Consider the following 14429-nt stretch of genomic DNA (forward strand, 5'->3'; position numbering starts at 1 on the left):
CACCCTGTGCGCGACAGTGCGCGACAAACCTACGGAGCGGTACACCCCGGCGTGGCTGTCGCGCACAAGGTGCGCTCCCACAAGGGAGGACGCAGGTCCGGGGATGGTGGATCAACATTGCCGGTCGGCTTCTTTGTGGGAGCGCACCCTGTGCGCGACAAACCTACGAAGCGGTACACCCCGGCGTCGCTGTCGCGCACAGGGTGCGCTCCCACAGACAAGCGGGCGCGGCGATGGCTGAAGGGATAAAGCCAATGCGAATTGAGGCGATGGGTGCGACCCCTGGGCCTCTTTTGCATTGCAGCAAGCATCCCGGCTGCAAAGCAGGTTAGAGTTGGGGACAGGCACAAGTCGCTGTCATCCGGGAACCGGGTCCATCACTTCGTGGCCTTTTTTTAGATGCTCAATTTAGATCGATCTAAATATGTGAAGACGGCTAAACGTCCGTCGGGGAGAGGTGGCATGGGGCAGGGCTTGTCGGGTAGGCAGGGGCTTCGTCGCGCGTGGATCGCGGCGCTGGCGTGTGGCGTGTCGATGGCGGCCGCGTCGCCCTTGTTGGCGCAGGGTGCGAGTCAGCCGGCGGACGACGTCAATCCGCTGATTGGCAGCCGCCATGGCGGCAACACCTATCCGGGCGCGGTGGTTCCGTTCGGCATGTTGCAGTGGAGCCCGGAGAACACGCGCGGCAAGCACACCCGTACCGCCTCGCCCAGCGGCTATCTGTACGACGCGCCGCGCATCCGCGGTTTGAGCCTCACGCATATCTCCGGCGCCGGTTGTGCTGGCGCGAGCGGCGATGTGCCCTTCATGCCGGTGACCACCGCCGTGCAGGCCTCGCCTTCGGCTGATCTCACCGATGCCACCTACGCCAGCGACTACACCCACGCCAACGAGCAGGCCACGGCTGGCGCGTATCACGTGCGCCTGGCCAATGACGTGCAGGTGGAACTGGCGGCAGCAACGCGCAGCGGCATCGGCAGCTTTGCGTTTCCCGCCAACAAGCCGGCCAATCTGCTGATCCGCACGTCCGATTCCGAAGTGGGCAGCAGCGATGCGAACGTCAGCATCGATCGCGCCACGCACACGGTCACCGGTTCGGTCACCAGCGGCAATTTCTGCGGCTACCTGGCCAAGGCCGATCAGCGCAGCTACTACACGCTGTATTTCGTGGCGCAATTCGACCAGCCGTTCGCCTCCACCGGCGCCTGGCATGACGGCGACGTGCAGCCGGGTAAGACGGCGGCGCAGGGCGGCACGGGTTACGACGCAAAGGGCTTCCCCACCGCGGGCAAGGGCTCGGGCGTGTGGCTGGGTTTTGATCCGGCCAAGGGCGCCGTGAACGTTCGCGTGGGCATCTCGTATGTGAGCCTCGACAACGCCAAGGCCAACCTCGCGGCGGAGATTCCCGCGGGGCAGACGGTGGCGCAGGTACAGGCCAAGGCCCGCCAGGCATGGAACGATGCGCTCGGCAAGGTCACCGTCACCGGCGGCAGCGCCGATGAGCGCACCACCTTCTACACCGCGCTCTACCACTCGCTGCTGCACCCCAACGTATTCAGCGACGTCAACGGCGAATACCGCGGTTTCGACCAGCAGGTGCATCGCGTCGAAGGCAAGCAGCGCGTGCAGTACGCCAACTTCTCCGGCTGGGATATATACCGCTCGCAGTTGCAGCTGGTCACCTGGCTGTATCCGGACGTGGGCAGCGATATCGCGCAGTCGCTGTTCAACCAGGCCAATCAGAACCACGGTGAGTGGGATCGCTGGACGCACAACAACGGCGGCACCCACGTGATGAGCGGCGACCCGGCCGTGCCCGCGTTGGCTGCCATCGATGCCTTCGGCGGCCACGAGTTCGACCTGAAGGGCGCGTATGCCTCGCTGCTGACGGCGGCGACTGTGACGACTGCCAACGATCTCTCCGACGACGGCTGCAACGTGGAGTGCGTGGGCCAGCGTCCGTCGCTCGACCAGTGGCTGAAGTTGCATTACATCGCCACCACCTCGCACGCCTGGGGCGGCGCGGCGGAAACGCTGGAAGACGTGACGGCGGATTTTGCGCTCTCGCAGCTTGCTGCCCGCGTCGGCGACAAGAAGAACGAAGCGCTGTTCCTGACCCGCGCCGGCTACTGGCGCAACCTGTTCAACCCGAAGGCGGCGCCGGAAGGCGGCTATATCCAGAACCGCAATGCCGACGGCAGCTGGCCCGCGTTCAAGCCCGAGGCCGACGATGGCTTTGTCGAAGGCAGCGCGGCGGTCTATCTGTGGATGGTGCCGTTCGACGTGCGTGGCCTGTTCGATCAGATGGGCGGCATCGAGAAGGCATCGGCTCGTCTGGATCGCTTCTTCCACGACGACAAGGGCAAGTGGGCGCTGACCGAAGCGGGCCCGTTGCACGCCGAGCTCGACAATGAGCCCTCGGTGGGCACGCCCTGGTTGTATGCCTTTGTCGGCCAGCCGTCCAAGACACAGGAGGCCGTGCGCATCGTGGTGAACACGCTGTGGAAGAACACGCCCGAAGGCATTCCCGGCAATGACGACCTGGGCGAAATGTCGTCCTGGTACGTGTGGTCCGCGCTCGGCATGTATCCGGCCATTCCGGGCCGTGGCGAACTCGTCCTCGGCAGTCCGTTGTTCACCCATGCAGTGATTCATCGCACACAGGGTGATGTGGTGATTGCCGCGCCATCGGCTTCAGCGCAGACACCGTTCGTGCAGTCCCTGAGCGTAAACGGCAAGCCGCACGACAGTCCGTGGTTGCCGGCGAGTTTCGCCGAGCATGGCGGGAAGCTTGAATTTACCCTGGGTGCGCAGGCCAATAAGGCTTGGGGCAGCGATATCGCCAAGGCGCCCCCGTCGTTCYCGCCGACGAAAGCGTAAGCGGCGCGAGCGTGCATCACCCCATGTTGGGCGGACTGGATTGCGGAGAGCGTGGATGAATAAGCGGACGGCTATACATGGCATCACGTCAGTGCAGGGCATGCGCCGTCAGGTGATGAGTCTCGCTGTTGCACTGGGTCTTGCGTCGGCGGCGCATGCGGCGACCGCGCCGACCCAGGGCTTTGCCACCTCGTTCGAAACCGGCGACGCCCAACCCGATTCAGCCAGCGTCAAAGGCTGGCGCATGAGTGTGGTGTCCGGCCCCGGCAAGGAGGAATCCCTCACCTCCAAGCCGGGTGTCGGTTTCACTGGCACGCACAGTCTCCGCTACGACGCGGACGCGGTCAGCGACGCGCATGAGCGGCGCACGGTGCTGTTTCACGCCAAGCAGCCGCTGACGGCGAACTCGCATCTTTCCTATATGGTGCTTCCCGCCGATCCGAGCGGAGAGGCGCGCGGCCTGGCGCAGTACGTGGCCGTGGACCTGGTGTTCACCGACGGCACGCGGCTGTCGTCGCTGCATGCCCAAGACCAGCATCGTGTACCGGCGAACGCGTCCGCGCAGGGCGCTGCGCGCATGTTGCACGACAATCAGTGGAATGCGCTCGATATCGACGTGGGTGCGGTGGCGGCCGGCAAGACGGTGGCCGCGATCGAACTGGTGGAAGCGGCCCCCAAGGGCACGGACGCTTTCCACGGCTATATCGATGACCTGCGGCTGAGTGATGTCCCTGTGGCCGCAGATGCATCGCCCAACACCTATGTGGACACGCGTCGCGGCAGCAACGCCAACGCGCATTTCTCGCGCGGCAATAATTTTCCGGCCGTGGCACTCCCGCATGGTTTCAATTTCTGGACCCCGACGACGCAGGCCGGTTCGGACTGGATCTATCAGTACCAGGACCGCAACGGCCCGGATAACCATCCGCGCATCCAGGCGTTCGCGCTGAGCCACGAGCCCAGCCCGTGGATGGGCGATCGCCAGACCTTCCAGATCATGCCGGCCGCCGTGGCCAGCGGCGCGCCGCCGCTCGATCGCGATGCGCGCTCGCTGAGCTTCACCCACGATCACGAAACCGCACGCGCCGATCTGTATCAGGTCACTTTCGACAACGGCATCAGCGCCGCGATGACACCGACCAGTCACGCCGCCATGATGCGCTTCACCTTCAAGGGCGATCGCTCGCAGCTGGTGTTCGACAACCGCAATGACAAGGCGGGCATCGAGCTCGATCCGCAGCACGGCAGCATCAGCGGTTATTCCGATGTGGCCAGCCACCTGTCCACGGGCGCCACGCGCTTGTTCTTCTACGCCAGCTTCGACCGGCCCGTGACCGAGAGCGGACGACTGAGCGCGCAGGGACGCGATCACGTGGGCGCGTGGTTTGGCTTCGACACGGGGGCGGAGAAAACGGTGACGATGCGCATCGCCACCTCCTTGATCAGCCTGGAGCAGGCCAAGCGCAATCTGGCCCAGGAGATTGCCGACAACGACACTTTCGACAGCGTGCAGGCACGCGCGGCGTCGCGCTGGAATGAGATGCTCGGCCACATCGAGATTCCCGGAGCCGGCGCCTCCGACAAGGTGACGCTGTATTCCAACCTGTATCGCCTGTTCCTGTATCCGAACGAGGCGTACGAAAACGTCGGCACGGCAGCAAAGCCGGACTATCGCTACGCCAGCCCGTTCTCCGCAGCCACGGGCGCCAATACACCGACGCAGACAGGCGCGCGCATCGTTGCCGGCAAGCCGTACGTCAACAACGGCCTGTGGGACACCTATCGCACCGCATGGCCGGCCTATGCACTGCTGACGCCCACGCAGGCGGGCGAGATGATCGACGGCTTCGTGCAGCAGTATCGCGATGGCGGCTGGATCGCGCGCTGGTCGTCGCCCGGTTATGCCGACCTGATGGTGGGCACGAGCGCCGACGTCGCGTTTGCCGATGCCTGGAACAAGGGCATCCATAACTTCGATGTGCACTCGTTCTATCAAGCCGCGCTCAAGGATGCGACGGTCGTCAGCGAGATCCCTGGCGCCGGTCGAAAGGGCATCGAGCGTTCGGTGTTCAAGGGTTATATCGACAACAGCACCGACGAAGGGCTGTCGTGGTCGATGGCCGGCTATCTCAACGACTTCGGCATCGGCGAACTGGCGCAGACACTGGCCGCCGGGCATGAGGCGAGCGATCCCTATGCCGCGCACTATGCCGACGACGCCCGCTACTTCCACAGCCGCTCGCTGAACTTCGTGAACCTGTTCGACGCGGCGGTCGGCTTTTTCGTGGGCCGCAAGCCGGACGGTTCCTGGCGCGTCGATGCTGAGCATTTCGATCCGAAGGCCTGGGGTGGCGATTACACCGAAACCAATGCCTGGAACATGACGTTCGAAGGCGTGCAGGACGGGCAGGGCCTGGCCAATCTCTACGGCGGCATCGACGGCCTGGCCAGGAAGCTCGACGCGTTCTTCGGCGCCGGCACCGATTTCAACGTGGGCGAATACGGCGGCATCATCCACGAGATGCTCGAGGCGCGCGACGTGCGCATGGGCCAGTACGGCCACAGCAACCAGCCTTCGCACCACATCCTTTACATGTACGACCTGGTCGGCCAGCCGTGGAAGACGCAGGACAAAGTGCGCGATGCGCTGTCGCGGCTGTATATCGGCAGCGAGATCGGCCAGGGTTATCCGGGCGACGAAGACAACGGCGAGATGTCCGCGTGGTGGGTGTTCAGTGCGGCGGGTTTCTATCCGCTGCGCATGGGCACGCCCACCTATGCGATCGGCGCGCCGTATTTCCCGCACATGATCATCCATCTGGACAACGGCAAGACCATCGACATTCGTGCGCCGGACGTGAGCGATCGCAATCGCTATATCCAGAGCATGACGATCAACGGCAAGGCCTACGACCGTAGCTGGCTTGCGCATGCCGATCTGGTCAATGGCGCGGTGCTCGATTTCCGCATGGGCGCCGCACCGTCCCAGTGGGGTAGTGCGGACGGCGAAGCACGACTGCCGTCGCAGACGTCGGGCGCGAAGGCGCCGGCGCCGCTGGTCGATCTTGCCGACGGCAAGGGTGCGCACGTCGTGGTCGCAGGCGATGACGGCGCAGCCCGCGCATTGAGTGATAACACCTCCGATACCGAGGCGTCGCTCAAGGGTTCCTCGCCGACCGTGCAATTGGATCTCGACCAGCCGCGTGAGATTTCGATGTACACGCTCACCTCGTCGGCCAAGGCGGGTCGCGATCCCAAGAGTTGGAAGTTCGAAGGTTCAACCGATGGCGTTCACTGGGTCACCCTGGATGAGCGTCGCGGCGAAGCATTTCCATGGCGTCGGCAGACGCGCGCATTCGGTGTGGCGCACCAGGGGAATTACGCGCACTACCGGTGGCGTGCGGAACATGTCGATGCATCGCAAGGCGTTGCATTGTCAGAGGTGGAGTGGCTTGGGTTAGCGCCTACGCCCTGAGTTGATCCAGCAAGGAAAGGCCTGGACCGCAGAAGGCTGACTTCTGCGGCATAGGGGAGTTTTGCGTCTTCGTTTTGCCGTCGGCCAGAGACGGTGGCGAGGTTTGTCTTAGCAAGCCGTCTAAGAGGGGCGGTGAGCACATTCCGGGGAGAACCGCTGTTTATGAAAGCTCACGTAGTAAGTGCATTTGCAGTCAGTTTGCTGGCCTTGTCGATTGGACAGGCGCTGGCCGGGGACAACGACGTTGCAGCGCCAGCGCCCATCGCGCAGTCGAGCTCGGCGCAGGACAACAGCATGCCGCCCGTCGCGACGGCCACCGATGAAAAGAAGACCAAGAAGCTCGAAGCGGTGACGGTGACCGGCTCGCTGATTCCGCGCGCGCAGATCGAAGGGCCGTCGCCCATCACCACCATCACCGCCAAGGACATCGACCAGCAGGGCTTTACCGATACGTTCGATGCGCTGCGTTCGCTGCCGATTGCCAACGGTTCGGTGCAGGACCCGCAGTTCACCGGTGGCTATACGCCCGGCGCCAAGACCGTCAGCCTGTTCGGCCTCAATCCCAGTTTCACGCTCACCCTGCTCAACGGCCGGCCGATGGCGAGCTATCCGCTCGCGTACAACGGCAATAACAACATCACCGACATCGCCAATATTCCGGTGGGCCTGATTGACCATATCGACGTGCTGACCGGCGGCCAGTCGTCCATCTACGGTTCGGCGGCGATTGCCGGCGTAGTCAACATCGTGATGAAGGATCACATCGACGGCACGCACGTGAGCTTCCGCTACGGCGACTACAGCGATGGCGGCGGTGCGAGCAAGCGCCTGCAGGTGAGTTCGGGTCACCAGTGGGGTGATCTCGAACTGAGCGGCGGCTTGCAGCTGTCCAAGGAAGACCCGATCTGGGCTTATCAGCGCAGCTACATCGACTCCTACAACGACGACCCGACCGGCAAGCCCGGCGTACCCTCGCGCACCTTCCTGCGCCTGGCCGAAGGCGACAATCCGCACTACATCGATCCGGGCTCGGCCACCTGCGCGCCGCTGAGCTATCTGTACAACGGCACCACTGCGTACAGCTACCGCGCGGGCTCCAATCTCGGCTATTACTGCGGCAGTCCGAACAACGTGAGCTATGCCACGCTGGCCAACAAGAGCACCGAAGCCAACGGTTCATTGTTCGCGCGCTATCACCTCAACGACAGCACCGAGCTGTATGCGGACATGCTGTACAGCTACAGCAACCCAACCTACAACGGCGGCAGTCCGTTCTGGAACAACACGTTCTACAACAAGACCAGCGGCCAGTACGAGGAATGGCAGCGCATCTTTGCGCCCGAGGAAGTGGGCTCCGATGCGCAGGACCAGCACGTATTCACCCGCACCTACAACGTGAGCCTGGGTGTGCGCGGCAGCATCGGCAATTCGAGCTGGAACTACGACGGCTACTACAACCGTTCGCAGTCCAATGTGACGCGCAAGTCGACCGACTTCCTTGCCGCCAATGGCATCGACGATTACTACCTCGGGCCGCAGCTGGGCACCGACCCCAATGGCTACGCTATTTACGCGCCGAATTTAGATCGATTGTATCAACCGCTGACGCGTGCCCAGTACGATCAGTTCACTGCGCCCAACATCTCCCAGTCGATGGCCTGGACGCAGAACGAGACCCTCACCGCCAACACCACCTCGCTGTTCTCGCTGCCCGCGGGCGACGTGGGCTTTGCGGCCATCGTGCAGAACAGCAACGAGCGTTTCGACAACAGCTCGGCCAGCCCGGCAGCCGCCGAAGGCTACTATCGGGGCGTGACCGGCAGCACCACCGCATCAGGCAAGCGCAGCCAGTACGCCTTCGGCGGCGAGATGCGCATTCCGCTGTTTGAGACGTTGATCGCCAACGTGTCCTCGCGCTACGACAAATACAGCTACGCGGGCACCGGCAACGGCAAGGCCACGTACAAGCTCGGCCTGGAATACCGTCCGATCGACACGCTGCTGTTGCGCGGCAGCTACGCCACGGCGTTCCGCGCGCCGGACATGTTCTACCTGTTCTCCTCGCACAGCAGCGGCTATTCGCAGTCGACCGACTACTACAAGTGTCGCCAGGAGGGTTACAACTCGCAGAACTACGGCGACTGCGCGCAGTCGGGCACGTCGATGCTGGCGGTGTCGTCCGGCAACACCAACCTCAAGGACATCACGGCCAAGTCCTTCACCTACGGCTTCGTCTGGTCGACGGCGGACAACAACCTGAGCTGGTCGGTGGACTACAACGCCATCCGCATCTCCAACGAAGTGGTGACCTTGAGCAGCGACGAGATCCTGCAGCAGGAAGCCAACTGCCGCCTCGGCACCTCCGAGAACGGCCAGCAAGCGTTCGACATCAACTCGCCGACCTGTCGCGAAGTGCTGGGCGAAGTGAAGCGCCTGCCGTCCACCGATCCGGTCAATCCCGGCGGCATATCGGAAGTGGATACCTATCCGATCAACGTGGCCACGGAATACCAGACCGGCATCCAGTCCAGCCTGAACTACCACTTCAAGACGTCGTCGATCGGCAGCTTCCTGTTTAGCCTGGACTACTACGACGAGCTCAAGCACACCTATCAGGAAAAGGCCGGCGATCCGGTGACCAACTACCTGTGCTGCGCCAACTCCAACGAGTTCAAGAGCAGGGTCAGCGGCACGGCCACCTGGAATATCGGCAAGTGGAGCAGCACGCTGTACGGCATCCGCAATGGCACTTCCTGGAACTCCATCGGCACCGAGAAAAACATCGGCCCGTGGATCACCTTCAACGGCAGCGTGAACTATAAGATCATGCCGAAGACGACGATCTCGCTGGTGGTCAACAACATCGCCAACAAGCGTCCGCCCACCGACACCACCAACGGCAACTGGCCGTACTACGACGTGACCCTGTACAACGCGCTGGGTCGCTCGGTATATCTCGAAGTGGGGTATGACTTCGGCAAGTAAGCAAGCAGACCCGCCGAGCCTGGTGCTCGGCGGGTCACCACGTGGCTCAGCCGAGCCCGTGTTCGTGCGCGTAGTTGTACAGCTCGGGGTCGTTGCGGATGCCGAGCTTGTGCATCGCGCTCATCTTCTGATGGCTGATGGTCTTGACGCTGCGCTCGCGCTTGGCGGCGATCTCCGAGATCGTGGATCCGGACACAAACAGCCGCAGCACTTCGATTTCCTTCTCGGTCAGGGCGAGCAGGCCGTCCTCGCGCACGCTGCCGGCGGAAAGGCCTAGCAGGCGCACCACCGAGGCGCTCATATACGTTTCGCCCGCCTTGATGGCGCGAATCGCGCTGGCGATGTCGTCGAGCCGGTCCGATTTGCTAAGCAGGGCGGCAACGCCTTTGGAGCGGATCGCATTGAGCAGCCCGGCGTTCGACAACATGGTGAGCACGATCACCTGGATGTCCGGCCAGCGGCCGCGAATTTGCTCCAGCAGCTCCATGCCATCGTCGCCCGCAGGGCCTGGCATGCTGAAGTCGGTGATGACCAGGTCGCAAGGCGTGCGCTGCAGCGTCGCAAGCAGTTCCCGGGGCGAATGGGCTTCGGCGACGACGTCCACGCCGGCGATCTTTTGAGATTCCGCGATGACGCTGACCCGAACGATCGGATGGTCATCGGCAACGATGATACGGAGAGGCATGACGCAACTTCACAGTGATGATCTTGCGATCACTGTAGTTTGTGCAGCGCATGATTCGACGAAAGCTGGGCGTAAATCAGAGGACTCTCAGCAACGGTGTCAGTGGCTGATCATCACGACGCGTCGCCCGGCAACAGCAGGATCGGCGGTCATGAGGAGGCCGGGCRCATCGGGGGCCTGATCGAGAAGCGGCCCTGGYGTGCGGCGGACCCGTTCATCGCAGATCGGTATGTCAATCTCAGATTCATCCGATTTGCCTGTCAGCGAAATCCTGTGAATATGGCGCCCTGTCACTGGACGGACAGAAGAAACAAGGATGTCTGACAGCCCCTCACGTAGGGGCTGTCTCTTTTTATGCCCAGGCGGGCGCCTGTGGCCGTGTCGGCCCGCGCGGGCCAAAGGCAAAATGCACGCGCGTTTCACGGCGTTCGACGATTAATAAAGTCGCAGATCAGGCCCGATACGCGACGAGGCAAACGWATGAAAGCTCATGTCATGGGGTGGTTGGTGACGCTCGCTGCCGGCCCGGCAATGGCTTTTCAGGCAGTAACGCCGAAGGAAGCGGCATCGCAGGTGCACAGTTCCGCCGACGCGCAGCTTCAGGCAGCGGTGCGCAAGGCGCTGGCGAACGATACGTCACTCTCCGATGCCGGACACCGTGTGGAAGTGATTGTCTCCGATGGCGCCATCGTGCTTCGCGGCCCGGTCAAGAACGATACCGAGTCACTGCGGGTCGAGACCGTCGCGCGGCAGGTCAACGGCGTCAAAGAAGTCACCAACGAGCTCGATGTGATGCCCATGGTGCGCTGACCCGACGCCCTGGCGGCTGATGACGGCACCTGCACGCGGCGATTGGCACGATCCGGAGCCTTGAGCTCCGGACCTGAGGAAGCGCGCCATGCCGTCACTCGATCCCGTCCTGATGGACCGGATGCATCGCTACTGGAATGCAGCGAACTACCTCACCGTCGGGCAGATCTACCTGCGTGACAACCCGCTGCTTGAAGAGCCGTTGCGGCTGGAGCACGTCAAACAGCGCCTGCTCGGCCACTGGGGCACCACCTCCGGGCTCAACTTCATCTACGTGCATCTGAACCGGGTCATCCGGCAGCACGACCTGGACATGATTTACGTGATCGGGCCGGGGCATGGCGGTCCCGGGCTGGTTGCGAACAGCTATCTGGAAGGCTCCTATACCGAGGTCTATCCGCACGTCGGTCGCGATCGCGAAGGCATGCACCAGTTGTTCCGCCAGTTTTCCTGGCCGTACGGCGTGCCCAGTCATGTGGCGCCCGAGACGCCGGGCTCGATCCATGAGGGCGGCGAGCTGGGATATTCCTTGTCGCATGCGTATGGCGCGGCCTTCGACAACCCCGAGCTGATCGTCACCTGCATCATTGGCGATGGTGAGGCGGAGACCGGACCGCTCGCCACCAGCTGGCATTCCAATAAATTCCTGAACCCCGCGCGCGACGGCGCGGTGTTGCCGATCCTGCATTTGAACGGCTACAAGATCGCCAACCCGACGGTGCTGGCGCGCATTGGCGACCGTGAACTGAAATATCTGTTGCAGGGCTACGGCCACGATCCGATCTTTGTCGAGGGCAGCGATCCTGCGCTGATGCACGTCGCCTTTGCGGCGGCGATGGATGCCTGTCTCTCTCGCATCCAGCGCATCCAGCGTCGCGCCCGTCGCGCAGGTGCCGGCGCCGCCACGCGGCCGCGCTGGCCGATGATCGTGTTGCGTTCGCCCAAGGGCTGGACCGGCCCCGCGTTTGTCGATGGCTTGCCGGTCGAAGGCACCTGGCGAGCGCACCAGGTGCCGCTGTCGGACATGTCCAAGCCCGGGCATCTGCAGATCCTCGAACAGTGGATGCAAAGCTATCAACCGCAGGCATTGTTCGACCGCAATGGCACGCTGATCGACGAGCTGGGCGAATTGCCGCCCACCGGGCATCGACGCATGAGCGCCAATCCGCACGCCAATGGCGGCAGCTTGTTGAAGCCTTTGCGCATGCCTAATTTCCGTGATCATGCGCTGAGCTTCGAACGCCCCGGCGCACTCAAGGCCGAGGCCACGCGCAATCTCGGTCGCTGGCTGCGCGACGTGATGGCGCTCAATCGCGATACCGGCAACTTCCGTCTGTTTGGTCCGGACGAGACTGCATCCAATCGCCTGGAAGCGGTCTACGAAGTCTCGCCCAAGGTGTGGATGGCCGAGACCGTCGACACCGACATGAATCTGGCGCCCGATGGCCGCGTGATGGAGATGCTCAGCGAACACCAATGCCAGGGCTGGCTGGAAGGCTACCTGCTCACCGGCCGGCATGGCTTGTTCAATTGCTACGAGGCCTTCATCCACATCATCGATTCGATGTTCAACCAGCACGCCAAGTGGTTGAAGGTGACCCGCACCATGGCCTGGCGACCACCGATCGCGTCGCTCAATTACTTGCTCAGCTCGCATGTGTGGCACCAGGATCACAACGGCTTCTCGCACCAGGACCCGGGCTTCATTGATCATGTGGCGAACAAGAAAGCCGAGATCGTGCGCATCTACCTGCCACCGGACGCGAACTGCCTGCTGTCGGTAGCTGATCACTGCCTGCGCAGCCGTCACTATGTGAACTTGATCATCTCCGGCAAGCAGCCGGACTGGCAGTGGCTGGATATCGAATCGGCCATCGCGCATTGCACGGCAGGTGCCGGCATCTGGCACTGGGCCGGCCACGGCGATGACGACCCGGATGTGGTGCTGGCCTGCGCCGGAGACGCGCCTACCGTTGAAGCGTTGGCAGCCGTCATGCTGCTGCGCCAGCGCATCCCGGACTTGCGCATCCGCGTGGTCAACGTGGTCGACCTGCTGACCCTGCAGACCGCCGACGAACATCCGCACGGCATGGATGATGACCAGTTCGATCGCCTGTTCACGCGCGACAAGCCGGTGATTTTCGCCTTCCACGGCTATCCGGGCATCATCCACAAGCTCACCTATCGCCGGCACAACCACGACAACATCCACGTGCGCGGCTACAAGGAAGAGGGCACCACCACCACGCCCTTCGACATGATGGTGCTCAACAATCTCGACCGTTTTCAGCTCGCCCTGGATGTGGTCAATCGCGTGCCAAGGCTCGTGGCCATGCGCGCGGAGGCGAGACAGCGCTATTGGAGCGATATCGAGCGCCATCGTCTCTACGTGAGTGAGCACGGCGTGGATCTGCCGGACATCCTCAACTGGCAATGGCAGCCTGCATGAAGGTATTGACCCTGAATGTCGGCTCCTCGTCGCTGAAGTTCGGCATCTATCGGGTGGACTCGAACCGGCCACAAGCAGTGGCCGAAGGTGAGATCCAGACACGGGGTGAGCGCCGGCAGTTGCGCTATCACGACGGATCCCGCTCGGTGGAGCGGGAGCTTGCTGGTGAGGGCGATGAGGCAGCGCGGGATGCCTTGCGTAAGCTCGCGGGCATCACCACGATTGACGCGGTCGCTCACCGCATCGTGCATGGCGGTCCATGGCTGCGGGAACACTGCCTGATCGACGACGATGTGCTGCGCAAGATCGAAGCTGCCGCCAGCTTTGCGCCGCTGCATGTTCCCGCCGCCCTTGGATGGGTGAGGCATGCGATAAAAGCGCTGCCGCAGGCTTCGCAAATCGCCTGTTTCGACACCGCCTTTCATCGCGACCTTCCTGATACGGCGCGCATCCTGCCATTGCCGCACGCCTTGCTGGCAAAAGGCGTGCAGCGCTATGGCTTTCACGGCCTCTCGTGCGAGTCGATCCTCGCGCAGCTGGATCCGGTGCCGGTCCGGTTGATCATCGCCCACCTCGGCAGCGGTGCCAGCCTCACCGCCGTACGCGATGGCCAGTCCATCGACACCAGCATGGGCATGACCCCGACCGGCGGCATTCTGATGGGAACGCGCCCGGGCGATCTCGATCCCGGCGTGATGCTGTTTCTGCTCCGCGAGGGGCACGCCAGCCCGAGCGAGCTGAACGACTTGCTGGAACATCGCTCGGGTCTGCGTGGCATTTCTGATCTCAGCGCCGACGTACGCGAACTGCGCGCCGCCAAGCATCAACCGCTGGCCGCACTGGCGCTGGAGCAGTTCGCCTTGTCTGTGTCGCAGCAGGCCGCCGGCATGGCGGTGGTGCTGGGCGGCGTGGACCTGCTGGTCTTCACCGGCGGCATCGGCGAACACGACGAACCGACGCGCGCCAGCGTCGAGGCCCATCTCGCTCCGTGCTTTCCGTCGCTCCAGACACGCGTGCTGCCGGCGCAGGAGAACCGCATCATGGCGAGCCATGCCGCCCGCCTGGCGACGCACTGATTTTTTGCTCGTCATCCCTGCCTTCGCAGGGATGACGGTGGTTGAGATGGCGCGCCTTGACGCGGCCTT

Annotated in this window: 7 protein-coding genes; 6 read left to right on the top strand and 1 reads right to left on the bottom strand. The window is 63.3% G+C overall.

Annotated elements, in window-relative coordinates; translation table 11 throughout:
- The first annotated feature begins 462 nt into the window (after positions 1-462).
- The 3 genes from AC1DMG_RS07260 (at position 463) to AC1DMG_RS07270 (ending at position 9340) form a co-directional block, all read left to right on the top strand.
- Positions 463-2880 (top strand): GH92 family glycosyl hydrolase, encoded by a 2418-nt coding sequence (locus tag AC1DMG_RS07260; RefSeq protein WP_477180351.1) that lies wholly within the window; start codon positions 463-465, stop codon positions 2878-2880.
- 55 nt (positions 2881-2935) lie between these two features.
- A complete protein-coding gene (locus tag AC1DMG_RS07265) occupies positions 2936-6355 on the top strand; it encodes a GH92 family glycosyl hydrolase (RefSeq protein ID WP_477180352.1) in 3420 nt (1139 codons plus the stop codon).
- Positions 6356-6517: 162 nt separating this feature from the next.
- Complete coding sequence (locus tag AC1DMG_RS07270) at positions 6518-9340, top strand: TonB-dependent receptor domain-containing protein (RefSeq protein ID WP_477180353.1); 2823 nt, start codon at positions 6518-6520, stop codon at positions 9338-9340.
- 46 nt (positions 9341-9386) lie between these two features.
- Here the strand turns inward: AC1DMG_RS07270 and AC1DMG_RS07275 are convergent, their stop codons facing one another.
- Entirely contained in the window at positions 9387-10025 is a 639-nt protein-coding gene (locus tag AC1DMG_RS07275; RefSeq protein WP_441603332.1) for a response regulator, read from the bottom strand.
- Positions 10026-10532: 507 nt separating this feature from the next.
- Here AC1DMG_RS07275 and AC1DMG_RS07280 point away from each other — a divergent pair.
- The 3 genes from AC1DMG_RS07280 (at position 10533) to AC1DMG_RS07290 (ending at position 14360) form a co-directional block, all read left to right on the top strand.
- A complete protein-coding gene (locus tag AC1DMG_RS07280; protein WP_477180354.1) occupies positions 10533-10835 on the top strand; it encodes a BON domain-containing protein in 303 nt (100 codons plus the stop codon).
- 88 nt (positions 10836-10923) lie between these two features.
- Entirely contained in the window at positions 10924-13284 is a 2361-nt protein-coding gene (locus tag AC1DMG_RS07285; protein WP_477177831.1) for a phosphoketolase family protein, read from the top strand.
- A complete protein-coding gene (locus AC1DMG_RS07290; protein WP_477177830.1) occupies positions 13281-14360 on the top strand; it encodes an acetate/propionate family kinase in 1080 nt (359 codons plus the stop codon). The genes AC1DMG_RS07285 and AC1DMG_RS07290 overlap by 4 nt, the downstream gene beginning before the upstream one ends.
- Positions 14361-14429: the final 69 nt, after the last annotated feature.

The organism is Dyella sp. 01N36 (assembly GCF_056399745.1).